This is a genomic window from Pseudomonas sp. S2_A02, assembly GCF_054668495.1.
This window is the reverse complement of sequence record NZ_CP162776.1, coordinates 2087303-2112592: the sequence shown is the minus strand read 5'-3', so window position 1 is coordinate 2112592 and position 25290 is coordinate 2087303. Positions and strand designations below refer to the sequence as shown.

Sequence of the window (25290 nt, the reverse complement as noted above, 5' to 3'; positions counted from 1 at the left end):
GCCCTTTGCCGTCGCTTCGTCTGTTGACGTTTCGCACAGGCCTTTGGCCGCAGCCTCCGTGGAAGAACCTAATGAAAAGCGCAGAAATCCGTGAAGCCTTCCTTCGCTTCTTCGAAGAGCAAGGCCACACCCGAGTAGCCTCCAGCTCTTTGATTCCGGGCAACGACCCAACCCTGCTGTTCACTAACGCGGGGATGAACCAGTTCAAGGACTGCTTTCTGGGCCAGGAAAAGCGCGCGTACACCCGCGCTGTAAGCAGCCAGAAATGCGTGCGCGCCGGCGGCAAGCACAACGACCTGGAAAACGTCGGTTATACCGCCCGTCACCACACCTTCTTCGAAATGCTGGGTAACTTCAGCTTCGGTGATTATTTCAAGCGTGACGCCATCACCTACGCCTGGAACTTCCTGACCTCCGAGAAGTGGCTGAACCTGCCGAAAGAAAAGCTCTGGGTCACCGTCTACGCCAGCGATGACGAGGCGTACGACATCTGGACCAAAGACATCGGCGTGCCAGCCGAGCGCATGGTTCGCATCGGCGACAACAAAGGTGCGCCGTACGCGTCCGACAACTTCTGGACCATGGGTGATACCGGCCCGTGCGGTCCTTGCACCGAGATTTTCTATGATCACGGCGCCGACATCTGGGGTGGCCCGCCGGGCTCGCCGGAAGAAGACGGTGACCGTTACATCGAGATCTGGAACAACGTGTTCATGCAGTTCAACCGCACCGCCGATGGCGTGTTGCACCCGTTGCCAGCACCGTCGGTGGATACCGGCATGGGCCTGGAGCGGATCAGTGCCGTGCTGCAGCACGTTCACTCGAACTATGAAATCGACCTGTTCCAGAGCCTGCTGACCGCATCGGCCAAAGCCATCGGTTGCACCAACGACGCTCAGGCGTCGCTGAAAGTCGTGGCTGACCACATTCGTTCGTGCGGCTTCCTGATTGCCGATGGCGTACTGCCGTCCAACGAAGGTCGCGGTTATGTGCTGCGCCGGATCATTCGTCGCGCTTGCCGTCACGGTAACAAGCTGGGCGCCAAGGGCAGCTTTTTCTATCAGATCGTTGCAGCCCTGGTCGCCGAGATGGGCGAAGCATTCCCTGAGCTGAAATCCCAACAGGCGCACATCGAGCGCGTCCTGAAGGCTGAAGAAGAGCAATTCGCCAAGACCCTGGAGCAAGGCTTGAAGATCCTCGAGCAGGATCTGGCCGAACTCAAAGGCGACGTGGTGCCGGGCGATGTGGTGTTCAAACTCTACGACACTTACGGTTTCCCGATGGACCTGACCGGCGACATCGCTCGCGAGCGCAGCCTGACTATCGACGAGGAAGGCTTCGAGCGCGAAATGGAAGCCCAGCGCGTGCGAGCTCGCTCCGCCAGCTCCTTCGGCATGGACTACAACAGCCTGGTCAAGGTTGATGTGGCCACCGAGTTCACCGGTTACACCGCTCACAGCGGTTCCGCCAAAATCGTTGCTCTCTATAAAGAAGGGCAATCGGTTGACGTGCTGAGCGAAGGCGAAGAGGGCGTGGTCGTTCTCGATCAGACCCCGTTCTATGCTGAATCGGGCGGTCAGATCGGCGACTGCGGCTTCCTCCAGGCTGGCGCTGCACGTTTCGACGTGCGCGACACCACCAAGACCGGCGGTGCGTTCCTGCACCACGGTGTGCTGGATTCGGGCAGCCTGATCGTGGGTATTCCGGTGCAGACTCATGTCGATGCCGACGTGCGTCACGCGACGTCGTTGAACCACTCCGCCACTCACTTGCTGCACGCCGCATTGCGCCAGGTACTGGGCGAGCACGTTCAGCAGAAAGGCTCGTTGGTCGACAGTCAGCGTCTGCGCTTTGACTTCAGCCACTTCGAAGCGATCAAGCCTGAGCAGTTGAAGGCGCTGGAAGACATCGTCAACGCCGAGATTCGCAAGAACTCGCCGGTTGAAACCGAAGAAACCGATATCGAAACCGCCAAGCAGAAAGGCGCCATGGCGCTGTTCGGCGAGAAGTACGGCGACAGCGTGCGCGTGCTGAGCATGGGCGATTTCTCCGTCGAGCTGTGCGGCGGTATTCACGCCAACCGTACCGGCGACATCGGCCTGCTGAAAATCACCAGCGAAGGCGGTGTGGCCTCCGGTGTGCGTCGTATCGAGGCAGTCACCGGCGCAGCCGCGCTGGCCTACTTGAACGCGGCTGAAGAACAACTCAAGGAAGCGGCCAACCTGGTCAAGGGCAGCCGCGATAACCTGATCGACAAGCTGTCGGCTGTGCTGGAGCGCAACCGTCTGCTGGAGAAGCAACTCGAGCAGTTGCAGGCCAAGGCGGCCAGCGCGGCGGGCGACGATCTGTCGGCTTCTGCCCTGGACGTCAAAGGCGTGAAAGTGCTGGCCGTGCGTCTGGACGGTCAGGATGGCAAGGCGCTGCTGGCGCTGGTCGATCAACTGAAAAACAAACTCGGCCGCGCAGTGATCCTGCTCGGCAGTGTCCATGAGGAAAAGGTCGTTCTGGTTGCAGGCGTAACCAAAGACCTGACTGGCCAACTCAAAGCCGGTGATTTGATGAAACAGGCTGCTGCGGCAGTGGGCGGGAAGGGCGGTGGTCGTCCAGACATGGCGCAGGGCGGTGGTATTGACGCTGGCGCACTGGATGGCGCATTGGCCCTGACTGTTCCATTTGTAGAGCAGGGTTTATAAGGCAGTGTGCCTGGCCCGCGGTCTAGTGGCGGGCCAGAACGCTGTTTGAGTGATTATTGGGCGCCCTTCATGGGCAGAGGCGGCTTTGAAATGGCTTTGATCGTACAGAAATTTGGAGGCACCTCAGTCGGCACTGTCGAGAGAATCGAGCAGGTCGCCGACAAGGTTAAGAAATTCCGCGATGCGGGCGATGACCTGGTGGTTGTGCTGTCTGCAATGAGCGGCGAAACCAACCGTCTGATCGATCTGGCCAAGCAAATCAGTGGCGACGGCCAACCGGTTCCTCGCGAGCTGGATGTGATCGTATCCACCGGTGAGCAGGTGACGATTGCACTGTTGGCCATGGCGCTGATCAAGCGCGGCGTGCCAGCGGTGTCGTACACCGGCAATCAGGTACGGATTCTGACGGATAGCGCGCACAATAAAGCGCGTATCTTGCAGATTGATGACCAGAAGATTCGCGGTGACCTGAAGGCCGGTCGTGTGGTGGTTGTCGCTGGTTTCCAGGGCGTCGACGAGCACGGCAATATCACCACCCTCGGTCGTGGCGGTTCCGACACCACCGGCGTAGCGCTGGCGGCGGCCCTGAAGGCTGACGAATGCCAGATCTACACCGACGTCGACGGCGTCTACACCACCGACCCGCGTGTGGTGTCCGTGGCTCAGCGCCTGGACAAGATCACCTTTGAAGAGATGCTGGAAATGGCCAGCCTCGGTTCCAAGGTGTTGCAGATCCGTGCGGTGGAATTCGCCGGCAAGTACAACGTTCCGCTGCGCGTACTGCACAGCTTCAAGGAGGGTCCGGGCACCCTCATTACTATTGATGAAGAGGAAACCATGGAACAGCCGATCATTTCCGGTATCGCTTTCAACCGCGATGAAGCCAAGCTGACCATCCGTGGCGTGCCAGACATCCCGGGCGTTGCTTTCAAGATTCTCGGCCCGATCAGTGCCGCGAACATCGAAGTCGACATGATCGTGCAGAACGTTGCGCACGATAACACCACCGACTTCACCTTCACCGTGCACCGCAACGACTACCAGGCGGCGCAAACCGTGCTGGAAAACACCGCTCGCGAGATCGGTGCCCGTGAAGTCGTTGGCGACACCAAGATTGCCAAGGTCTCGATCGTCGGCGTCGGCATGCGCTCCCACGCAGGCGTGGCCAGCCGTATGTTCGAATCCCTGGCGAAAGAAAGCATCAACATCCAGATGATCTCGACCTCGGAAATCAAGGTGTCCGTGGTAATCGAAGAGAAGTACCTGGAACTGGCTGTGCGCGCTCTGCACACGGCTTTCGAACTGGATGCGCCGGCCCGACAGGGCGAGTAAATACGGTTCTCCAAGGGCGCGGTCTGACCGCGCCCTTCGTTTTTTTGAATGGCGCGTACCAAAACTGTTCTTTTGCTCGCGCTAGTCAATACTCAGGCATGTAGGGCTGCGATCGCTCCGGTTGTAGGTCGAATGCCTTTTTTTTGCAGACTGTTGTCCCTGAAATGAAATGCGTGAGGAGAAAGGTATGCTGATTCTGACTCGTCGGTGCGCAGAAAGCCTGATTATTGGTGATGGCGAAATCACCGTGACCGTGCTCGGCGTTAAAGGAAATCAAGTGCGTATAGGTGTCAACGCCCCGAAAGAGGTTGCTGTGCACCGTGAAGAAATTTACCTGCGTATAAAGAAAGAGAAGGACGAAGAACCAAGCCATTAATTTTTATCGTTTTTTATGTTTGCAAACGGGGAAAAGGTTGGTTAAGATACGCCCCGTGTTGCGGAGAGCTGGCCGAGTGGCCGAAGGCGCTCCCCTGCTAAGGGAGTACACCTCAAAAGGGTGTCGGGGGTTCGAATCCCCCGTTCTCCGCCATTATTTGCGTAGTACGTTGTAATCTGGCTTATTCGGTAAGTGTTTGAAATTACTAGAAAAAGTGTTTGACATAGAGATTAGACGGCCTATAATGCGCGGCAACAAATGCACTCGTAGCTCAGCTGGATAGAGTACTCGGCTACGAACCGAGCGGTCACAGGTTCGAATCCTGTCGAGTGCACCATTTAAGAGTTGTTTGCAGCAATGTGAATAACTTGGCTTCAACCAGTTGTGATCTGGTATAAAAACACAAATGCACTCGTAGCTCAGCTGGATAGAGTACTCGGCTACGAACCGAGCGGTCACAGGTTCGAATCCTGTCGAGTGCACCAAACACCAAAAAGCCCGCGTTTAACGCGGGCTTTTTGCCGTCTGCGATTTGGCTTTTCCTTTGGTACAACCTTTCTCGTCGAACTCGATATGAGCACTGCGCCCTCGCTTGTTGTCGTAGCGATAGCTTGTGGCTGAATTGCGGGTGCTGATTTTGTCGGGCTTGCCGAGAGCGCTTTCGACGTCCTGCTGACTCATGCCGGCAACGACCCGCTGATTGATGATCGCTATGCGGCGTTCCTTCGCGCTGAGCAGATTTCCGCATTTGCCCTCGGACTGACCAACGACCGTCGGCTCTCTCCTTTGAGTTTGAGATTTCGTACCTGATGTTTCGCGAAACTCGGCTTCTGGCATCAGGGGCGTCGCGGTGCCCGGCGAAAACGGGTGTGCGTCCTGAAGTGAGAGGCTTTCTCCGGCCGTGCAGCTCAAGGTCGTGAAGGTGATGTGCCCATCGGCGGCTTCGCACCGGTGAACGGTCGTGGCGAGCACCTGGGGCGGTAGGCAGAGCAGGGCGGCAAACAAATAATGAGCATTGGATGGCATTCGACGTCCTCCATGACGGTCTCCATCAAGGGTAGTCATTACATTTTCAGGCGGCGGTGTGTTTTCTTTTCAGGATAAGTCGTCGCAGTTTCATGGATCAGGATGGCGCTCAAGTTTGTCTCGCAAGCACTTGTTTCAGCCGCGATTTTTTAACGTTTAAAACCGTCAGGCGGTGTTATCATTGCGCCCGTCAGCCCCGCCGGGGCTTGTGGAATACCTCCATGGACTTACCCAGTAGTTACTCAGTACCCCGTTTCTACAATCATGAATTGACTGATTGATCCTTCCGGCGTGCCCCGCTGCTGGGAGTGGAGTTCGCCTATGTCTGAAGTTGAAGTAAAGAAAACGCAGGAAAGCTTGCAAGATCGCCTCGCTCAAGTCGTTGAGCTGCTGCAGCGCCAGCGGGTGGTCGAAGACCTGACTCATCGCCAGGAAGGTCCGCATCACGACCGGGTCGAGAATCTGGTTCACCGGCAAAACCTCGTCGAGTTGCAGCGCAAGCTCGATGATCTGCACTCCGCCGACGTTGCCTACATCCTTGAAGCCTTGCCGGTGGACGATCGTCTGACGGTCTGGCAATTGGTCAAGGCTGATCGCGACGGCGACATTCTGCTCGAAGTATCCGATTCGGTTCGTGAAACCCTGATCGCCGACATGGACGATCATGAGCTCCTGGCGGCGGCCAAGGATATGGATGCCGACGAACTCGCTGACCTGGCCTCCGAGCTGCCGCGAGACGTCGTCCACGAGCTGATGGAAACCCTCGATGGCCAACAGCGTGAGCGCGTCCGCTCCGCGTTGTCCTATGACGAGGATCAAGTCGGTGCGCTGATGGACTTCGAGATGGTGACCATCCGTGAGGATGTCAGCCTCGAAGTGGTTTTGCGTTACCTGCGCCGTCTCAAGGAGCTGCCGGGCCACACCGACAAACTGTTCGTGGTCGATTACGATGGCGTGCTCAAGGGCGTGTTGCCGATCAAACGTCTGCTGGTCAACGACCCGGAAAAGCAAGTGTCGGAAGTCATGGCCAGTGACCCGGTGAGTTTTCATCCGGACGAAGATGCTTACGAGGCCGCTCAAGCATTCGAACGTTACGACTTGATCTCGACCCCAGTGGTCGACAAGAACGGCAAGTTGATCGGTCGTCTGACCATCGATGAAATGGTCGACCTGATTCGTGAAGAGAGCGAAAACGAAGTTCTCAACATGGCGGGTCTGCGTGAAGAAGAAGATATTTTCGCGTCAGTCTGGAAATCCCTGCGTAACCGTTGGGCCTGGCTGGCGGTGAACCTGATTACTGCGTTCATTGCATCCCGGGTGATCGGCCTGTTCGAAGGCTCTATCGAGAAACTGGTAGCACTTGCGGCATTGATGCCGATCGTTGCCGGTATCGGTGGCAACTCGGGTAACCAGACGATCACCATGATCGTTCGGGCCATGGCGCTGGACCAGGTCAGTACCGGCAATACGTCGCGGCTGATGCGCAAGGAGTTGGCGGTAGGCTTGATCAATGGTTTGGTCTGGGGCGGCGTGATTGGTGTGGTGGCCTATCTGCTTTATGGCAGTTGGTCCCTGGGCGTGGTGATGACCGCCGCCATGACGCTTAACCTGTTGCTTGCAGCATTGATGGGGGTTTTGATTCCAATGACCCTGGCGCGGCTTGGGCGCGACCCGGCAATGGGTGCCAGTGTGATGATCACTGCCATGACCGACAGCGGTGGCTTTTTCATCTTCCTCGGGCTGGCGACGATTTTCCTGCTTTGACGTCTTGCTTCAAAAACAACCCGCCTGATCGGCGGGTTTTTTTAGCCAGATTTCAGGCAAAAAAAAGCCAGCAATTACGCTGGCTTGAGCTTTCGGGATGAATCAGGAAGCGTCTGCGGCCATTTCGGCGTCATGGGCGATCAGCGAAACCAGAGCGTTTTGCTGACGGTGGGAGAGTTGGCGGAAGCGTTGCAGCAGTTCGCGTTCATGCAATGACAGCTCGGGGCTGTCCAGGCGCATGCTCAATTCTTCACCCAACGCGCCTTCCTGAATAAGACTTTGCTCAAGGCGCGCGATGATTTCGGAGTTCATGCTGCGATGATGATTGCGAGCCACCTCGGCAATGCGTTCACGCATTCCGTCTGGCAGACGTACGACGAACTTGTCAGCCGTACGGCTGGAATAAATTGCCTGTTTCAATGGGCGCATATATTTAACCGGTTAGTTCAGGGGAGCGGTTCTCGGGATAGGCCGCAGGATGTCAGATAGGACAAGCACTCCGGCCAAATGTTCAACCTGAATTGATAGAGGCGCGCATCATGCCTCAAATTAGCCAGATCATTGGCGTCAATTCTGTGACAAATATTGATCTGGGTAAAGGCTTAATGCCAGCACCTGTTATCAGAAATGCGGACTGGTCTGAAAATAATCCATGAGTCCGTATCGCTGAACCGCGTCCTCTTGCCCGACAGGTGATGCCCGAAGACGCCTGAAGGTGCATGCTATGCGGATTCGATCCTTGTTCCTTACCTTATACAAGGATAGTGGCAAATGGCCGAAATACTAGTGTGGGCACATCGCGCGGGATGATTTAAGGATGGATGGCAGGCTGATTTATTTAATGGGGCCTTCGGGATCCGGCAAGGACAGCCTCATCGAAGCCGCTCGCGAGCCGTTGCGCGCAGGCAATTGTGAAGTCGTGCGCCGCGTTATCACGCGCTCGGCAGAATCCGTGGGTGAAGACGCCATCGAGGTTTCCCGCGAAGAGTTCGAACGACGCAGAGCCAAAGGGGATTTTGCATTGTCGTGGCAAGCCAATGGGCTGAGTTACGGTATTCCAGTGCGCATAGACCAATGGCTTGTGGACGGTCGCGATGTTTTGATCAACGGTTCTCGCGGGCACCTGGCAGAAGCGCAACAGCGTTATCCCACGCTATTGCCGGTGCTGTTGACGGTCAAGGATGAAGCGCTGCGCGAGCGTCTGCTACGTCGGGGGCGTGAGAGCCCGGCAGAAATTGAAGCAAGACTGCGCCGTAATAGGCTGTTCGCGGCTGACGATTCAAGCGGTGATACGCAGATCTGCCGACTCGATAACTCCGGCGACCTTGCTGGCACCGTCGCCAATCTTCTGAAGCTGCTGAGTCTCAGCGCAAAACCGGATCGAACTTGATCTTGCGCCCGGCGATCAGCGCCAGCACGAACAGTGCAACGAATACGCCGCAAGCAATCAGGGGCAGGGTGACGACCATGTCCTGAACCAATGACAGATGAAGGATGCCACTCAGTAAAGCGAGGATGAAAAATCCTGCGGCTGATTTGGACATGCGGTGCTCCTGATGGGGTGATTCAAAATACCAAGCGTTCAAAAGACTGTGTGCGCAACTGAATAGTCTCTTGGCTCACCTCTTGGCTGACAAAACCGCGTTGATCGCTCATGACTGCCAACTGCGGTGTTTTTTGCAGTTGCAGGTAATGGGGGATGCGTTGAGCAATCGTCACAACGTCGTTTTCGGGGAAGAAATGAAAACCCACCAGAACCGCTAAAGCGACCGCGTTTGCGACTAACAAAGCGCTGTTCATGGGGCTGACCTCCTGTGTTCTGTGAGAACAGCCGAAGCAGCCTGCATGCCAAAAGTTTAACGACTATTAAATCCTTTAAAAACAATGAATTAAGATATTTTTGCAAAATCTCTGCATTGCATTTTGCAATGATGGCATTTTGCAGTGATGCAATTTGCACGGTAAACAAAGCCGCGCTACCGTGAGGCGTCTGCCTACACTTAAAAAGCCCTACGGACGACATGACAAAAGCGGGCCTGCCCGTTAACATGCACGCCGTCTATCGCTGCGCATTGCTTGCGGAGCGACTTGTGTCTCAGTAGCTCAATTGGATAGAGCATCCCCCTCCTAAGGGGAAGGTTGGCAGTTCGAACCTGCCCTGGGACACCATCTATTTGAAAGCCCCACGCAGAGTGATCTGGTGGGGCTTTTTTGTGGCTGTCTGCAGTGGTGGATTCAACTCCAGCCCCGCATCAAGCCGTCAACGTATGGTCACCCTCCCCAAACCAGGTGCGCACCAGATCGGTACCGCTCGTGCCGGTGTTGGCAAGGACCGCCACATCGGCGAAGTTCGTACCATTGGCTGCGCCATCGGCATCCACCTTCACGGTGATGTCGCTGCCTGATTGCGCCAGTTGGACGAAGTCGGACGCCTGGCTGACACCGCTAACGAAGTTGGCGCTGAGCAGTGCGGAGAGGTCGAGCGCGTCACCTTCGGCGAAGTTGTAGTCGAGGATGGTATCCCCGCCTTCAGCCACGTTGAGATAGGCGAACATATCGGCTCCCGAGCCACCGCTGAGCGTGTCCTCGCCGCCACGACCTGCGATGATGTCGTTGCCATCGCCACCACTGAGTACGTCCGCCTCCATGCTGCCCACCAGTGTGCCGCTGGATTCGCCGCTGTAACTGACTTGGGTACCGGTCTCGCCGCCGTCGGTGGCCTGGAAGTCATCCACTGTGTAGTGCCCCAGCAAGTTCACCTCGGCCCGATGCACGCCGTCGTCCACTGTCAGCAGGCCGCCGGTGCCAGAGGCGTTGGCGCTGTAGCTGAGTTGGGTGTTGGCGCCGAAGGCGAGATCGCCGAAGGTCAGCATGTCATCGCTTTCCAGGCCAAGGATGCCGACCAGGGAACCCGCCGCTTCGGCTTGTGTGATCACCAGCGTGCCCGCGCCTTCACCGTGGAAGGCGACGGACCCGTGTGCAGCGCCGGAAAAGGTCAGGGTTGCGTCGCCGTCGATAGTAGCGCTGCCATTGCCCATCACGTCAGCCAGCAGGCGCAGGTCGCCACCGTTGGCCCATAAGTGGCCGGAGTTGTCGACTGTGCTGGCCACCGTCATGCCGCCTTCACCGGTGGATTCCAACACCCCGCTGTTGGTGATCCTATGGCTGCCAGTGTCGAGCACCAGGCTGTTCAGTCCGCTGGCCAGGATCAGCCCCGCATTGACCAATACCAACTGCCCGGCGCCCAACTGGCCAGCGCCGGAAATACGGTTGTCGACGTTGGTCAGCACGGTGTCGGCGCTGCCGCCGAAAATCACATTTTGCGCGCTGTCGGATAGCAGTACTTGGCCGCCACCGGTCAAGGTCGCACCACGGAACAGAATCTCAAGATTGGTCTCGCTGCCGGTGGAGCCGAGTTCGATGGTGCCGCTATTATGAATGCTGCCACCGAACGGCATGATCGCGCCGTCGGCAATGGTGAGGGTACCGGCATTGATCATCACCGGGTCCACATCGAACTGGAAGTTCGCTTCGCTCAAGTCCGCCGCATCGACACCTTTAAGGGTGACCGACTGGCCGGAGTTGATGCTGACCAGCGCATTGCCGTTGGCGTCGTTAGTGATACTCAAATCAGCAAAACCGTTGACGCCCGCGAAGCCGATCAAGTCGATCTTGTCTGCCGTGATATCGAAACTGTGGATCTGGTTGTTGCCGATCGGCTGGGCGAAGACGAACGTGTCGGCACCGGACGAGCCGGTCAGGTTGTCGTCAGCGGACAAGGCGAAAATCGGCGCGCCGGGTGCATAGACTTCGACGTTGTTGAACACATAGGCGCTACCGTCGCTGCCGTCGCTGTTGCTCCAGTACATGTTGACATCAAGCACCAACGCTCCCGCGAAATCGCTTGGGGTTGTCACAGTCAATGCGCCAGGATCACTGGTCTGCACGGTCCAGGTGCCGTCGCCGTTGTCAGCTCCCGCATTGAATATCCATCCCGAAGGAACACCGCTGATTGACACGGTTATCGGGCCGCTAATATCAGCTGACGGAATGTTGAGGGCTAGATTGATGGGTTCACCGGCAACCCCCGCTGGAAGGATTGCGCTGCTCCCGGCAGCACCCGTATTGCCCGCCAGGTCGGTGTAGCTGTTCGCGGTAACGTCGACTTTCACGCCACCGGATTGTGTTCTAGTCAGCGTTGCCGTGTAGGTATCGCCGTCTACCTGCGTGAAGTTGCTCCAGGTTCCGCGGGGCGTTCCGCTCGTTGTAGTCACCGTGACGTCCGAAAGGTTGAAACCGCTCACAACCTCACTGAACTGGAATGTGACCGTCGACGTTGAACCGATTGAACTCCCTAAGGCCGTCCCCGTCACGCTCACTGTCGGGGCCACGGTATCAACTGGAGTTTCAACTACGTTCTGCACATTCACCGTAATCGTCTGGGTGTCGGTTCCGCCATTGCCGTCGGCCACCTGAACGTCCACTACATAGGCATTGTCACCGTCAGCACCACCGACATCCTGGGCATCCTCGTAATCCGGCGCCGAATTGAACGTCAGCACCCCGCTTGAACTGATCGAGAACTTGCTGAAGTCCGTCCCGACCGTATTCAGGATCGAGTAGCTCAGGGTTTGCGCCGGCAGATCAGCGTCTGTCGCCGTCACTGTCGTGACCGCCGTGGTGTTCTCCGCCACGTTGACCGAAGCCGTCGCACCCCCCCCGTTGGAGGTGATCACCGGGGTGTTGTCGTTGACGCCCGTTACGCTCACCGCGAGCGCCTGATCGTCAAACAGTGTGCCGTCCGATGCCCGCACGATCACGTCATAGACGTTGTTCGTTCCTGAATCAGTCGGCGTCTCAAAGTTGGGCGCAGAAACAAAGCTCAGCGCGCCCGTGCCTGAAACGATCGAGAACTTCGCGGCATCCGCTCCGCCAACGATGCTGTAGCTCAGGGTTTGCGCCGGAAGATCAGCATCGCTTGCCACCACCGTTGTGACTGTCGTGGTGTTCTCCGCCACGCTGACCGAAGCGGTCGCACCGCCCCCGTTGGAGGTGATCGTCGGGGTGTTGTCATTGACGCCCGTCACGGTCACCGCGATCGTTTGGTCGTCAAACAGCGTGCCGTCCGATGCCCGCACAATTACGTCATAGATGTTGTTCGTTCCTGAATCAGTCGGGGACTCAAAGTTAGGTGCAGAGACAAAGCTCAGCGCGCCCGTGCCTGAAACGATCGAGAACTTCGCGGCATCTGCTCCCCCGACAACGCTGTAGCTCAGAGTTTGTGCCGGAAGATCAACGTCGGTTGCTACCACCGTCGTCACTGCCGTGGTGTTCTCCGCCACGCTGATCGAGGCCGTCGTACCACCACCGTTGGAGGTAATTGTCGGCGAGTCGTTGCTGCCGTTGATGGTCACCGTCACCGCAGTCGCGGTGCCGTCGGCACTGAGTACCGTGAAAGTGTCGGTCAGGCTGTTGCCGACATTGAGTGCGTCGAAGGCCGAGTTGGCGGTATAGCTCCAGTTGCCCGCGGTATTGATGGCGAAGGTTCCGTTGGCGCCGGCGGTACCGGATTGGGCCTGGAAGGTTTCCGGGCTGTCGATGTCGCTGATGGTCAGCGTACCGGTGGCGGTCAGCGGGGCATCGGTTTCGGTCAGCGTGACGCTGGCTGAGGACAGCGCGGCGGCGTCGTTGGTCCCGTTGATGTGCACGGTGACCGAGGTGAGGGTGCCATCGGCACTGCTCACCGCGAAGGTGTCGGTGTAGGTGGTGCCGGCGGCGAACTCGTTGTGGGCGCTATCGGCGACGTAGCTCCAGGCACCATTAGTGCCGATGGAGAACTTGCCGTAACTGCCGGCGGTGTTGGACTGGGCGACGAAGGTTGCGGCACTGTCGACATCGCTGATGGTCAGGGTACCGTTGGTGGTCAGTGGGGCATTGGTCTCGGTCAGCGTGACGTTGGCCGAGGACAACACGGCGGCGTCGTTAGTCCCGTTGATGTGCACGGTGACCGAAGTGAGGGTGCCATCGGCACTGCTCACCGCGAAGGTGTCGGTGTAGGTGGTGCCGGCGGCGAACTCGTTGTGAGCGCTATTGGCGACGTAGCTCCAGGCACCATTAGTGCCAATGGAGAACTGGCCGTAGCTGCCGGCGGTGTTGGACTGCGCGACGAAGGTTGCGGCACTGTCGATGTCGCTGATGGTCAGGCTGCCGTTAGTGGTCAGTGGGGCATTGGTTTCGGTCAGTGTGACGTTAGCCGAGGACAACACCGCGGCATCGTTGGTCCCGCTGACGGTAACGGTCACCAGCTGAGTGTCAACGCCGCCGAGGCCATCGCTGACCTGCACGCTGAACACTTCATCGTGACTCTCGCCAGCCCCCAGCGACTGCACCGCACTGGCAATGCCATCGGAGCCATTGGCCAGGGTGTAAGTCCATTTTCCAGTGCTATCCACCGCGATCGAGCCGTAGGTGCCCGAAGCCAAACCATTGATGCTCCAAGTGGCCGTAGCAGCATGATCGATGTCGGTCGAGCTGAACTGACCGCTCACGCTAAGTGTGGTGTCTTCCTTCACCGCGCCGGCATCGTTGCCTGTTGCGAAGCTGAGCACGGGCGCGTCGTTAGTGCCACTGACGGTGACGGTCACCAGTTGGGTGTCGACACCGCCGAGGCCATCGCTGACCTGCACGGTGAACACTTCATCGTGACTCTCGCCAGCCCCCAGCGACTGCACCGCACTGGCAATGCCATCGGAGCCATTGGCCAGGGTGTAAGTCCATTTTCCGGTGTTGTCGACTGCGATCGAGCCGTAGGCGCCCGAAGCCGAACCATTGATGCTCCAAGTGGCCGTAGCAGCATGATCGATGTCGGTCGAGCTGAACTGACCGCTCACGCTAAGTGTGGTGTCTTCCTTCACCGCGCCGGCATCGTTGCCCGTTGCGAAGCTGAGCACTGGCGCATCGTTAGTGCCGGTGATAGTGATGGTGACGGTCTGCGTCGCCGAGGCAGCATTATCCGCGCCGCTGTCGTCGGTGGCGACCACCGCGTACGAGAAGGTGATGGTTTCACCCGCACCGAGGAAGTCGAGGTTCTGATTGCTGCTGTAGTCCCAGCTGTTCTGGTCGACCGAAAAACCAGCCACCAGTGCCGAGGCCACACCAACATTGAGCGCGCCGCCGCTCCAGGCGATGTCGCCGTTGGTGGTCTGCGATACGGTCACCGTGTCGGTATTGTCTAGATCGGCAAAGCTTAGTGCGCCGCTGTCGCTTAGGGTGGCCGCGCCATTGCCTTCGCTCATCGCACCGGTAGTGTCGGCAATCGTCAGCGTTGGCTGGTCGTTGGTGCCGGTAATCGTGATAGTCACGGTCTGCACCGCGCCGTCGCCGATCGTCACGTTATAAGTCTGGGTGAGGGTCTGGCCTTCGCCGAGGAACTGCAGGGCGGTGTTGTCCACCGCGAAATTCCAACCCAGCGAACCACTGCCCGTACCGGTGCTGTCGCTCAGTGAATTGGTGGTGAAGCTGCCCAGATAACCGGAAGCGCCCGGCGTGACAGTGACGCTGTGGGTGTCGATCAGGTCGACGTCGGTGAAGGCGATGCTGCCGCTGGCTGCATAGTCGCCGCTGTCTTCCTCGGCATCGCCGGCCTGTACGCCGCTGGTGATCTGCACCTGATCGTTGGTGCCGGTGATGGAGACAGTCACATTCTGTGTGGTCGACGAACCATGCCCATCATTGATGGTGACCACATAGGTTTCAGTAACAGTCTGCCCTTGGGCCAGGTATTGGGCTGCCGCATTATTGAGAGTGTAAGTCCAGTTAACGGTGCCGTTGGCCGCATTGGCCGCTTCGATCACAGAGGCAAGGGCAAAGTTGCCCAGCGCTGTGGCATTGCCTCCCGCAGCCACGAAAGAGGCGGTATGCGTGTCACTCAGGTCAACATCGCTAAAGGCAATAGTGCCCGCCGTGCTCAGCGAGTCGGTCGGGCTCGGCGTTGTGGTCGCATCTTCGGTTACTGTGCCAGCCTGAGCGCCGAGGGACATCGTCACACTGTCATTCATGCCAGCGAACTGCACTTGCGCAGTGGCCCAGCTGAGCGTGCCATTGCCGAGACGAATTGCATAGGTAAAGCTGTCCGTCAGGGAGTCTCCGGCAGCCAGCGACTGGAGTTGTGTCCTGAAAGCAGTCGACAACGTAGCGGCGTCGTAGCCGACCTTGCCATCCGACGTGATCCAGATCTTTGCCCCGTTGAAACTGGTGTCAGTACTCATCGCCTCGATTCTGCCCGTGTCCTGGACCAGGAGATCGGCCGGCGCATAAATCTTGGTGGCAGTAGAAAGACTGGTCGCATCGTCGAGTGACCAAAGTGTCTTTGCGCTACCGCCGAGGTCATTGGACATGACGTCCAGGTACACGACCCCTAGCAGGTCTTCAGTGATGGCCGCGCTGCCCGCGCCAATAACACCGGTCGTGAAAATGTCGTCAGTCGCTTGCGGAGTATTGGAAAGCGAAGTAACGGTGCCGCCGCTGGTCGTTGTGGTGGTAGCCATGTCTTTCTCCCGAAAATGCCATTTTTTTATTTTTAGAATCGCTAGGGACTGCTAACAGGACGACGTCCCGTTCTTGCACCGCTCAGGTAGTTCAGGAGTGGTGCGAGGCGGCCGCCGGACATCGTCGGCCTGACGGGCCAGGCGCTGCCGGCAGAGGCGCGTGGGTATTGCGCAGATGGAAAAGTTCGCCGCGCTTGAGGAGCGGATCGCAGGACAGGTCGGGCGAATGTGAGCCCGAAGCTGGTGCTGCGCTGCACATGGCACGCATTAGACTGAGAGCACCCATGTGGCAGGGACTCCTGAAGTAATGGCTGAATGAGGCCGTGTTTTGAGGTAGCACCGACTCAGGGGACGGCCTTTCCTGATATCAGTTTGATGTGTGTTTAGTTGTGGGGTCAGGCTTTGTAAAGGTGTTAACCGCAGCTAACAGTGCGACGTGCCAATATTCCGACAGGCGGGTATTAAGGTGTCAATATTACGTCGATTTGTTTTTGGCGAAGGGGGCCAGAGGTACTCAATATTGGCTTGGCTCGAATGAGCTGAAACCCAAGTGGGGCATGGTCTGGCTGAGGAGTACCGGCCCTTGGACGCCATCAAATTTCAGCATTCAGCTGTTAAAAACGCCCGCCAGAGCCTTCGCTTTTGGCGGTTTTTTTACGCCCGGACCAGCCGACGACCTGCATGGAAAGTCTGTCATTACTGTGCCTTACTGCTCACTCCACAAGGAGCCCGGCAATGCGACACAGAGGCGCGCAGTTCTGGTTATGGACCGATAACCGGTTACCTCTCCACACCTATGAAGAAGTGCTCAGCGATGGGGTACAGGTGGAAGTGCGGGCGCGGGTGAGTCATGAGGGGGTCACCCAGGTGTTCATCGGTATTTACGATGGCCATGGGGTCATGCTGTGTGAGGAGTTTCACGACAGGGATCGCAATGAGCCTTACTGCGAGACGTTGAAGTGGGGCACTCAGCGCGCACGGGACATTGTGGCGCAGACGCAAGGGTTCGTTGCACCGCATCGGGTGCAGTTGACGCTAGGCCCGGTCATCACCGATGAGTCGGTACTGGCGCTGCGGCGGATGGAGATGAGCGAACATGAGCGTTTCAAGCTCAGCTGCGAAGACGCCTGGTCGGAATACCTGGCCGCCAAAGCGGCCATGTTGAACCTCATGCGAGCGCCCAAAGTCGATCCCAAGGTCTGGGCAGACCACAAGGAGCGTCTGAGACAGGCGATTGACCGGCGCGTCTGTGTGCAACGTATCTATTTACGCTGAGCCATTGCCGCTCCCTCAGGTCTGGGGCTGGCGCAGGGTCTCGATGGTTGTGATCAGGTCATCGTAGGAAACCGGTTTTCCAATGTGCTGGTTAAAACCGGATTGGCGGGCCTTTTTAATGTCGCTGCTGGAGCCATAACCGGTCAGGGCAATGGCCGGCACATCCTTGGCGAGCGGCAACTGACGCAGTGCATTCATCAGCTCATGGCCGTTCATGACCGGCATGCCCAAATCCGAAATGATCAGGTCGAAACGAGTGCTCTTCGCCGCGTCCAGAGCGGCCATCGGACGATCGAAGGCAATGACTTCGGCGTCTTCCATTTCCAGCAGCATTTTCAAGGTTTCCAGCACCTCGGCAGAATCGTCGACCAACAGGATCGTCAAGCCACTCAGTCTTCCTGACGCCTCGTCGATCGGGGTCGCAGCTTGAGTTTCACCTTCGACGTTGGCCAGCGGCAAGTAAACGCTGAAGGTACAGCCAGCCCCGACGCCCGCTGAACTCACCTCAACCGTACCCCGCTGTGCCTCGGTCAACTGGCGGACCAGTGACAAGCCGATGCCCAATCCCTCACGTTGGTGGCTGGCGTGTTGTGTCTCAGCCTGTCCGAACAGGTCGAATACGTGTTCCAGATTCTCGGCCGCAATGCCGATGCCGTTGTCTTTGACGTCCAGCCGCGCCATGTTCCCGGTCCGACTGGCGATCAATTGCACATGGCCATTGGGCGGGGTGAATTTCAGTGCATTGTTCACCAGGTTCCAGATGATCTGCTCCAGCCGCGTCGGATCGGCGTGGACCATCAACGGTTCCGATGGAACTTGCAACTCAACGGTGATGCTGTGCCGATCATTGAGAACAACGTCGTGAATATCGCGCAGCACATTGCCCAGATCCACGGCGATTGGTTTCAGCTTCAGCTTGCCGGTACGAACACGGGCAACATCCAGCAGGTCGTCGATGATCCGCGCCTGGCTGCTGACCGCATCGCAGATAGTACTGACGGCTTTGGCGGCCGGCGCCACCGACTTGGTCACCGGCAAGCGTCGCAGCAGTTCGGCGTTGAGCTGGATCAGGTTCAGGGGGTGCTTGAGTTCGTGGGACATGACCGCGAAGAACTCATCCTTGAGGTAATTGGTGTTCAGCGTCTCGGCCAGTTGTTGACTCTGCTCTTCATGCTGGCGTTTGTGACCGGTCAGGTCGCGGGCGATTTTCACGTAGCCGCGCAGGTGATCACCGCTGAGCAGGGTTACTTCGCCGCTGCAATAGAAACGGCTGCCGTCCTTGCGCAGGTGCCAGCGTTCATCTTCGGAGCGGCCATGGGTACGTGCCCCCAGCAGTTCGGTTTCGGGCACACCAGAGGCACGGTCCTCGGCGGAAAAAATGAAGTCGTAATACGCGCCTTCGGCCTCGGCCTTGCTGTAGCCGAAGATCACCTCGGCGCCTTTGTTCCAGCTGGTGATCACGCCTTGTTCATCGAGGGTGATGATCGCGTAGTCACGGGTGCTTTCGGCCACCAGGCGCATGCGTTCCTCGCCCAGGCGCAGTTCTTCTTCGGCCGCACGACGCTTGGTAATGTCGATGAACGTCAGGACGGTGCCGTCGATATGGTCTTCGCTGGAGCGGTAGGGCAGCAGGCGGGCGATGTACCAGCGCTTGTCCGTGCTGCTGACTTCGCGTTCGATCATGTTCAATGATTCGAATACCTGTGCGGCGTCACCTGCCAGGTTGTCGTAGTCCAGGCGATGCGTGATGTCGAGCAGCGAGCGGCCGGTATCCATCGGCAACATGCTGAAAATGTCGGTGGCGCGGGGGGTAAACCACTTGATCCGCATGCTGCGGTCGACGAAGACTGTGGCAATGTCGGTGGAGGCGATCAGGTTGGTCAGGTAGTCGTTGATCTTGTCGGTTTCTTCGACTTTGGTTTTCAGTTCGTAGTTGACCGTCAGCAACTCTTCATTGATCGATTGCAGCTCTTCCTTGCTGGTTTCCAGCTCTTCGGTGGCCGAGCGCAATTCTTCGTTGATCGCCTGCATTTCTTCGTTGGAGGCTTTCAGTTCTTCACTGGAGATTTCTGACTGTTCAATGGTGTCTTGCAAGTGCAACTTGGTGCGTTGCAGTTCACGCTCCAGGTTGGACAGTACCTGGCTCTCGGTTTGCAGCAGGGTCGTGGCCGTCTGCGAAGGATCGACTTCGACTTCTTCGAAGATCACCAGGACGAACTCGCCGTCCGATTCTTCGTCCTTGTAGGGCTGCACTTCCAGGCTGACCTTGTAACGTCGGTCTTCGCGCTTGAGCGGCACCTCGCGGGATTTGACGGCCATGCTGCTCTGCTGGGCCTGGAACAATGTGGTGCGGATTTCCAGGCGCAGTTCAGGAAGGATCAGCGTCAGCAGGTTGCGCGACAGCTCGCCGCCCACATGGCGCAGAAAACGCCCGGCACTTTCGCTCATGTGCAAAATGTCGGCATTGGCATCGACGATCATGCTCGGCGGGCCGGAACGTTCGAGGGCGCGCTGATGGATGTCGGCGAAGGACAGCTTGCGCTGCACGGCGTGTTGCGGTTCCTGCCGGGAAACGTTGGTGCGAACATAACCACCGCGCGGCACGGTGGGCGTGCGTCGGCTATTGGCGGTGCCGGTTTTGGCGCGGAAGATCCGGTTGCGTTTGTCCACCGGCGTGAACAGCTCATGACAAGCTTCGGCGCTTTCGGAAGAACCCAGGAACAGGAAGCCGCCGGGCCGCAATGCAAAGTGGAACATCTGAAGGATTTCGCGTTGTACTTCGCGATCCAGATAGATCAACAAGTTGCGGCAAACGATCAGGTCGATTTGCGAAAAGGGCGGGTCAGACAACAGGCTGTGCTTGGCGAACAGCACCTTTTCGCGGATTTCCTTGCGAATCCGGTAGTGATCATCTTCCTTGATGAAATAGTGCCGCAGCCGTGTCGGCGGCACATCCGTGACGATGGCTTGCGAGTACAGACCGGCCCGGCCAAAACTGATGGCGCGTTCGTCGATATCGGTGGCGAAAACTTGCAGTGAGGCCAGGCTGGCTTCCTGTTGCAGCTGATCGTTGACCAGCATCGCCAGGCTATAGGCTTCTTCACCGGTGGAACAACCAGCCGACCAGACCCGAATTTCTTCTTTCTCAGGCTGTGCCGAAACTGCGGCACTGACCAGTTGCGGCACGATATCCCGCTCCAGCGCTTCGAAGGCTTCGCGATCACGGAAGAAGTTGGTCACGCCGATCAGCATGTCCGCCAGCAGCGCTTTGGTTTCTTCGGGATTGTCCTGCAGGTAGTGGTAATAAGTCCCTAGGTCGGGTTGGGCGGTGACTTGCATTCGGCGCTCGATCCGCCGCAATACCGTCGCACGTTTATAGTGCTTGAAGTCATGGCCGGTGCCAGTGCGCAACTGGATCAGGATGTCGTGGAGCATTTGTTCGGCGAACGCTGCATCGCGTTCGGACACCGAAGCGAAGGATTGAAGTTCCGGATCGTTGGCGGCGGGCAAGGTGATTTCCCGGGAGTTGTGCCACAGGTCCAGCAGCTTTTGCGGCATTTCCACCACAGGCAACACCAGATCGACCATGCCGGTCTCGATGGCTGCTCGTGGCATACCGTCGAATTCGGCGTCTTCCGGCACTTGGGCCAGGGTAATACCGCCCTGTTCCTTGATCCGCGACAGGCCGACCGCGCCGTCGGAACCGCTGCCCGAGAGCACCAGGCAGAAGGCGCGCTCGCGGTGCACTTGGGCCAGATCGCGGAAGAACAGATCGATCGAGGCGTGGCGTCCCAGCTGAGGATCGTTTTCACCGACTTCAAGGTTGTTGTCATTCATCGTCAGCCGCTGCGCCGGTGAGATGACGTACACCCGGTTTTTCTCGATTGGCACGGTTTCAGTGACCTGCAGAACCGGCATCCGGGTCGATTCCTGAATAATTTTGTCAGCAATGCTTTGATGGTCGGGCGACAGATGAAGAATGATCACGAACGCCATGCCGTTGTCATGCGGCATGTTCTGGAAGAACAGCTTAATGGCCTGGAGCCCACCCGCCGACGCGCCGATACCTACCACCGGAAAGTCCAGGGTGCTGGGACTCAAGGCCTTTCGCTCGGGAGGCGTGGCCGAGTGTTTGGAGGTGGTGGTCATTTCTTTCTGCCTTTGCTGGCGATGTAAAACGCAATGCATGCAAGCGGGTACAAAGCGCGGGTCATAAAAACAGAATAATCCCGTTTTTCAATAATGCGTTCAATTATTTAGCGCGCATTTATGGGGCTATATACGTTTTTGACAAGCAAATGCGCAAATGCACTCCCGTCGCTTCAAGGGAACGCGACTACTGGCCGATAACCCGAACGGTCGTTGTCATTTTTACTTCTGGCGGCCGGCAATTGTCATCACGGGTTTATGCAAAATTGCTTGATAGCCTATGGCCTCCCGCTATCATCTGCGCGCCAAAAAAGGCCGCGAAGCTGAGCTCGCCCCGTGTCGTTGCCTTTGGGTTGTTCTTCTTAAATTGCCTGGAAATCTTCGATGCTGTCGTATCACCAAAAGAGTTTTTTGATCGTCGATGATTTCTCGGATTTCCCGCAGTTCCGTCAGGTCCATGCTGCGGGAGCTGGGCGTCAAGGACGTCGACACCGCCGATACCGGTGAACAGGCGCTGCGCATGTGCTCGCAGAAGTCCTACGACTTCATCCTGCAGGACTTCCACTTGGGCGATGGCAAGAAGAACGGTCAGCAGGTGCTCGAAGACCTGATGATCGAGAAGCTGATCAGCCATGAAAGTGTGTTTGTCATGGTCACCGCCGAAACCAGTCAGGCCATGGTGCTCAGCGCACTGGAGCACGAGCCTGATGCTTACCTGACAAAGCCGTTCAACCGTTCCGGCCTGGCGCAGCGTCTGGAGCGTCTGGAACAGCGCAAGACCTTGCTTAAACCGATCCTGCAAGCCCTTGACCGGGGTAAACCGGTTGAAGTGCTCAATGCCTGCATCGCCCTGTGCAAACAAGACATTCGTTACTCGCCGCTGTGCCTGCGCTACCGCGCCGATGCATTGCGCGACTTGAACCAGAACGAAGCGCTGGAGCGCCTGTACGACAGCATCATTGCTGATCGACCTTTGCCTTGGGCGTTTGCCGGGTTGGGCCAGTTGCTGTTCAAGCGCGGCCAGATTAGCCAGGCCAAAGGCATTTACGAAAAAGCCCTGAAAGTTTTCCCGATGATGCCGGCCCTCTACGACGGCATGGCCGATGTGCTGGTCGCCGAAGGCGACACCAAGGGCGCGCAGAGAGTCTTGGAAGAGGCTATTCGCCTGTCGCCGCTGGCGGTGCGCCGGCAGGCGTTGCTGGGCAAACTGGCGATGGCCAACGAGGATTTCGATACTGCCTCCAAAGCTTATCGTCAGGCTGTGTCTCAAGGGGCGCAGTCACGTTTCAAGGATGCGGAAAGCAACCTCGGCCTGGCCCATGCCTTGATCAGCAAAGGCAGTGAGAAGGGCTTGGACACCCGGACCCGTCTCGAAATCAACACGACGCTGAGCGCGGTGGCGAAGGAGAATCCTTCTGACCCCGGCCTGCAGATTCGCGCGCGCCTGATGAAAGCCACCAGCCTGCTGCTCAACGATGCCGAAACGGCCGAGAAGCTCACCGAGCAAGCGATGATGCGCCTCGATGGCATGGAACAGTTCATGAGCGCCGAAGCGGCGCTGCTGGTGGCCAAGCAGCTGCAAATGCTCGGGCAGGCGGATGCTGGCGCTTCGATGCTGAAGAACTGTGCGGAAATCTACGGCGACGATCCGACCGTGATGAAAGGCATCGCCAAACTGACTGACGACCCGACCATCCTCAACTCCGGCAACGCGGCCGCCGACCTCAACCGTCAGGGCGTGCGGGTGTACAAGACTGGCAACCTGGTGGAAGCCCGGGAGGTGTTTCGCAAAGCTCTGGCACTGCAGCCGAAGAACATCAGTATTGCCCTGAACATGGCGCAATCGTTGCTGCATGGCACCGACACCAGCATGCCGTCGACCGAACTGGAAGAATGCCGCGCCTGCCTGAAAACCGTCGGCCTGATGCCCGATACCGACGCGCGTTATCCGCGCTACCAGAAACTGAAAATCAAGGCGTTCGGCGAATGATCGACAGCGAATCGTCACTCGACTTCTCCACGGTGATTGCCTCCACCGTGCATGACATGAAGAACTCCCTGGCCATGTTGATGCAGGCGCACAGCCAATGGCTGGCACGCTTGCCCGATCCCGAACGGCACACCCCCGAGCAGGGCGTGATCGACTTCGAGTTCGCCCACCTCAATGGCATGCTGGTGCAGCTGCTGGGGCTGTACAAACTCGGCGTCAACCAGATGCCGTTGCAACCGGCCTACCATGAGCTGGATGATTTCATTGAAGCGCAACTGGCGGCTCACCAAGAAGTGTTCGCCAGCCGCGGCATCATTGCGACGTATGAAGTGGACCCGTTGAGCCCGCTGGGTTTCTTCGACCGGGAGCTGATTGCCTCGGTGCTCGCCAATTGCATCAACAACGCCATTCGTTACGCTCGCCATGCCTTGTTGATCAGCGTCAGCGATGAGGCCGGGCAACTGGTGCTGACCATCAATGACGATGGTGAGGGTTACCCGCCCGAGATGATCGAGCGTCAGGCCGATTACGTACAGGGCATCAATCACAGCAGTGGCAGCACTGGCCTGGGCTTGTACTTTGCCGGGCGGATTGCCGCGTTGCATCAGCGCGATGGTGTCGGCGGACGTACTGAAATCAGCAATGGCGGCCCGTTGGGCGGCGGCGTGTTCAGCCTTTACCTTCCCTGAATACCTTTTTGTTTGACGCTGCTTGAAATTCCGAACAGTCGGAGCCTATTTTGTACGGGTTGCCGTTCGCGGCTCGTACAACAACAAGGATTGCGTCATGACAACCGATGGCCATCGTTCACTCGCGCAGCGATTGACGGGCATTGATGAGATTGAATGTGTCACGCCGGACCTGAACGGCGTACCACGGGGCAAGGTGATGACCGCCGAAGGATTTCTTGAAGGGCGGCGTTTGCAGATGGCGCGGGGAGTGCTGCTGCAATGCATCATGGGCGGCTATCCACCGGCGCGCTTTTACGGCAGTGATGATGGCGATCTGGCGCTGGTGCCTGATCCCGCGCAGATCCACCGCTTGCCCTGGAGCTCGCAGCCTCGGGCGCTGGCCATTTGCGATGCGGACGAACTGACTGGCGAGAGCTCGCTGTTGTCGACTCGCGGCCAACTCAAGGCCGTGATCGCTCGATACGCCGCTCTCGGTCTGGCGCCGGTGGTGGCGACCGAGCTGGAGTTCTTCGTCTTCGCGCCGAACCCTGACCCGACACAACCCTTCCAACCGCCGCTGGGCCTGGATGGTCGTCGCGAGGACGGTCATTCGGCGTTCAGCGTCAGCTCCAATAACGGCTTGCGACCGTTCTTCAATGAAGTCTACGAATGCATGGCGGCGCTGGGCTTGCCACGCGATACCTTCATGCACGAGATGGGCGTCAGCCAGTTCGAGATCAACCTGCTGCACGGCGATCCGCTGCTGTTGGCCGACCAGACCTTGTTGTTCAAGCATCTGCTCAAGGAAGTGGCGCTCAAGCATGGCCTGACCGTGGTCTGCATGGCCAAGCCGTTGGCTCACACACCGGGCAGTTCGATGCATATTCACCAGAGCATCGTCGAGATCGGCACCGGGCGTAACGTATTCAGCGACAAGGCCGGCGAGCCGACCGCGACCTTCCGTCATTTCATCGGTGGTCAGCAGGCCGGCCTGGCGGATTTTACCGCGCTGTTTGCGCCGAACGTGAACTCCTATCAGCGCCTGTGCCATCCTTTCGCATCGCCGAATAATGCCTGCTGGTCCCACGACAATCGCGCGGCCGGACTGCGCATTCCGGCCAGTTCACCGGTCGCTCGTCGGGTCGAAAACCGCTTGCCGGGGGCCGATGCCAATCCGTATCTGGCGATCGCCGCGAGTCTGGCCGCGGGGTTGTATGGCATCGAGAACAAACTGGAGCCGAGCGAGCCGATCCAGGGTGAGTTCGTTGTGCCGGATAATCTTTCGTTGCCGTGTACCTTGCATGCCGCTCTCGAACGTCTGAAACGTAGCCAATTGGCCAAGGAACTGTTCGGCAAGGAGTTCATCGAAGGCTACATCGCTTCGAAGACCATGGAGTTGACCAGCTTCTTTGATGAAATTACTCCCTGGGAACGGCGTGTTCTAGCAGCCCAGGCCTGACGACCCGTC

At 58.1% G+C, this 25290-nt stretch carries 14 protein-coding genes, 4 tRNA genes and 1 pseudogene; 13 read left to right on the top strand and 6 right to left on the bottom strand.

Annotation, left to right across the window (positions count from 1 at the left end; translation table 11 throughout):
- Positions 1-71 precede the first annotated feature (71 nt).
- From alaS to AB4O41_RS09610, 6 genes are all read left to right on the top strand, one after another.
- Positions 72-2693, top strand: coding sequence for an alanine--tRNA ligase (gene alaS, locus AB4O41_RS09635; protein WP_460147484.1), 2622 nt, complete (start codon positions 72-74; stop codon positions 2691-2693).
- A 90-nt stretch (positions 2694-2783) separates the two neighbouring features.
- Complete coding sequence (locus tag AB4O41_RS09630) at positions 2784-4025, top strand: aspartate kinase (protein WP_367374604.1); 1242 nt, start codon at positions 2784-2786, stop codon at positions 4023-4025.
- A 187-nt stretch (positions 4026-4212) separates the two neighbouring features.
- Entirely contained in the window at positions 4213-4401 is a 189-nt protein-coding gene (csrA, locus tag AB4O41_RS09625; RefSeq protein ID WP_002554426.1) for a carbon storage regulator CsrA, read from the top strand.
- Positions 4402-4463: 62 nt separating this feature from the next.
- A tRNA-Ser gene (locus AB4O41_RS09620) sits at positions 4464-4554 on the top strand.
- A gap of 107 nt (positions 4555-4661) precedes the next feature.
- Positions 4662-4738: transfer RNA gene (locus tag AB4O41_RS09615), tRNA-Arg, on the top strand.
- A gap of 71 nt (positions 4739-4809) precedes the next feature.
- Positions 4810-4886: transfer RNA gene (locus tag AB4O41_RS09610), tRNA-Arg, on the top strand.
- 19 nt (positions 4887-4905) lie between these two features.
- On the opposite strand, the gene AB4O41_RS09605 is transcribed toward AB4O41_RS09610, so the two are convergent.
- Positions 4906-5427, bottom strand: coding sequence for a cell envelope protein SmpA (locus tag AB4O41_RS09605; RefSeq protein WP_460147482.1), 522 nt, complete (start codon positions 5425-5427; stop codon positions 4906-4908).
- 321 nt (positions 5428-5748) lie between these two features.
- Here AB4O41_RS09605 and mgtE point away from each other — a divergent pair, with 321 nt between their 5' ends.
- Positions 5749-7191, top strand: a complete 1443-nt coding sequence (mgtE, locus tag AB4O41_RS09600; RefSeq protein WP_460147480.1) for a magnesium transporter — start codon at positions 5749-5751, stop codon at positions 7189-7191.
- Positions 7192-7293: 102 nt separating this feature from the next.
- Here mgtE and AB4O41_RS09595 read toward each other — a convergent pair whose 3' ends face one another.
- A complete protein-coding gene (locus AB4O41_RS09595) occupies positions 7294-7620 on the bottom strand; it encodes an Arc family DNA-binding protein (RefSeq protein ID WP_003178899.1) in 327 nt (108 codons plus the stop codon).
- A 388-nt stretch (positions 7621-8008) separates the two neighbouring features.
- Between AB4O41_RS09595 and phnN the strand changes: the two genes are divergently transcribed.
- A complete protein-coding gene (gene phnN, locus AB4O41_RS09590; protein ID WP_460147478.1) occupies positions 8009-8581 on the top strand; it encodes a phosphonate metabolism protein/1,5-bisphosphokinase (PRPP-forming) PhnN in 573 nt (190 codons plus the stop codon).
- On the opposite strand, the gene AB4O41_RS09585 is transcribed toward phnN, so the two are convergent.
- The gene (locus AB4O41_RS09585; protein ID WP_460147477.1) at positions 8556-8735 is read right to left on the bottom strand and encodes a PA3371 family protein; all 180 of its coding nucleotides are present in this window, start codon (positions 8733-8735) and stop codon (positions 8556-8558) included. The genes phnN and AB4O41_RS09585 overlap by 26 nt on opposite strands.
- Before the next feature lie 22 nt (positions 8736-8757).
- Positions 8758-8991 carry a hypothetical protein gene (locus tag AB4O41_RS09580; protein WP_460147475.1) on the bottom strand — a complete coding sequence of 78 codons (234 nt, stop codon included), beginning with the start codon at positions 8989-8991 and terminating at the stop codon, positions 8758-8760.
- Positions 8992-9283: 292 nt separating this feature from the next.
- On the opposite strand from AB4O41_RS09580, the gene AB4O41_RS09575 reads away from it, so the two are divergent.
- Positions 9284-9360: transfer RNA gene (locus tag AB4O41_RS09575), tRNA-Arg, on the top strand.
- A gap of 83 nt (positions 9361-9443) precedes the next feature.
- Here AB4O41_RS09575 and AB4O41_RS09570 read toward each other — a convergent pair.
- Positions 9444-15737 (bottom strand): VCBS domain-containing protein, encoded by a 6294-nt coding sequence (locus AB4O41_RS09570; protein WP_460147473.1) that lies wholly within the window; start codon positions 15735-15737, stop codon positions 9444-9446.
- A 735-nt stretch (positions 15738-16472) separates the two neighbouring features.
- Between AB4O41_RS09570 and AB4O41_RS09565 the strand changes: the two genes are divergently transcribed.
- On the top strand, positions 16473-17012 hold the full coding sequence (locus AB4O41_RS09565; protein ID WP_460147471.1) for a hypothetical protein: 540 nt from the start codon (positions 16473-16475) through the stop codon (positions 17010-17012).
- Between the two features lie 15 nt (positions 17013-17027).
- Here the strand turns inward: AB4O41_RS09565 and AB4O41_RS09560 are convergent, their stop codons facing one another.
- Complete coding sequence (locus AB4O41_RS09560; RefSeq protein WP_460147469.1) at positions 17028-21161, bottom strand: CheR family methyltransferase; 4134 nt, start codon at positions 21159-21161, stop codon at positions 17028-17030.
- Between the two features lie 384 nt (positions 21162-21545).
- Between AB4O41_RS09560 and AB4O41_RS09555 the strand changes: the two are divergent.
- The 3 genes and pseudogenes from AB4O41_RS09555 (at position 21546) to AB4O41_RS09545 (ending at position 25281) form a co-directional block, all read left to right on the top strand.
- Positions 21546-23151 (top strand): annotated as a pseudogene (locus AB4O41_RS09555) (response regulator).
- Complete coding sequence (locus AB4O41_RS09550) at positions 23148-23840, top strand: sensor histidine kinase (protein WP_460147467.1); 693 nt, start codon at positions 23148-23150, stop codon at positions 23838-23840. The pseudogene AB4O41_RS09555 and the gene AB4O41_RS09550 overlap by 4 nt, the downstream one beginning before the upstream one ends.
- Before the next feature lie 199 nt (positions 23841-24039).
- Positions 24040-25281, top strand: coding sequence for a glutamine synthetase family protein (locus AB4O41_RS09545; protein ID WP_460148319.1), 1242 nt, complete (start codon positions 24040-24042; stop codon positions 25279-25281).
- Positions 25282-25290 lie beyond the last annotated feature (9 nt).

What these genes read in the sequence shown, in the direction of transcription:
- phnN (WP_460147478.1), top strand. Translation starts at nt 8,009, where the DNA reads ATGGATGGCAGGCTGATTTATTTAATGGGGCCTTCGGGATCCGGCAAG.
- mgtE (WP_460147480.1), top strand. Translation starts at nt 5,749, where the DNA reads ATGTCTGAAGTTGAAGTAAAGAAAACGCAGGAAAGCTTGCAAGATCGC.
- AB4O41_RS09565 (WP_460147471.1), top strand. Translation starts at nt 16,473, where the DNA reads ATGCGACACAGAGGCGCGCAGTTCTGGTTATGGACCGATAACCGGTTA.
- AB4O41_RS09585 (WP_460147477.1), bottom strand. Translation starts at nt 8,735, where the DNA reads ATGTCCAAATCAGCCGCAGGATTTTTCATCCTCGCTTTACTGAGTGGC.
- alaS (WP_460147484.1), top strand. Translation starts at nt 72, where the DNA reads ATGAAAAGCGCAGAAATCCGTGAAGCCTTCCTTCGCTTCTTCGAAGAG.
- AB4O41_RS09580 (WP_460147475.1), bottom strand. Translation starts at nt 8,991, where the DNA reads ATGAACAGCGCTTTGTTAGTCGCAAACGCGGTCGCTTTAGCGGTTCTG.
- AB4O41_RS09560 (WP_460147469.1), bottom strand. Translation starts at nt 21,161, where the DNA reads ATGACCACCACCTCCAAACACTCGGCCACGCCTCCCGAGCGAAAGGCC.
- AB4O41_RS09545 (WP_460148319.1), top strand. Translation starts at nt 24,040, where the DNA reads ATGACCGCCGAAGGATTTCTTGAAGGGCGGCGTTTGCAGATGGCGCGG.
- AB4O41_RS09605 (WP_460147482.1), bottom strand. Translation starts at nt 5,427, where the DNA reads ATGCCATCCAATGCTCATTATTTGTTTGCCGCCCTGCTCTGCCTACCG.
- AB4O41_RS09550 (WP_460147467.1), top strand. Translation starts at nt 23,148, where the DNA reads ATGATCGACAGCGAATCGTCACTCGACTTCTCCACGGTGATTGCCTCC.
- AB4O41_RS09570 (WP_460147473.1), bottom strand. Translation starts at nt 15,737, where the DNA reads ATGGCTACCACCACAACGACCAGCGGCGGCACCGTTACTTCGCTTTCC.
- AB4O41_RS09630 (WP_367374604.1), top strand. Translation starts at nt 2,784, where the DNA reads ATGGCTTTGATCGTACAGAAATTTGGAGGCACCTCAGTCGGCACTGTC.
- csrA (WP_002554426.1), top strand. Translation starts at nt 4,213, where the DNA reads ATGCTGATTCTGACTCGTCGGTGCGCAGAAAGCCTGATTATTGGTGAT.
- AB4O41_RS09595 (WP_003178899.1), bottom strand. Translation starts at nt 7,620, where the DNA reads ATGCGCCCATTGAAACAGGCAATTTATTCCAGCCGTACGGCTGACAAG.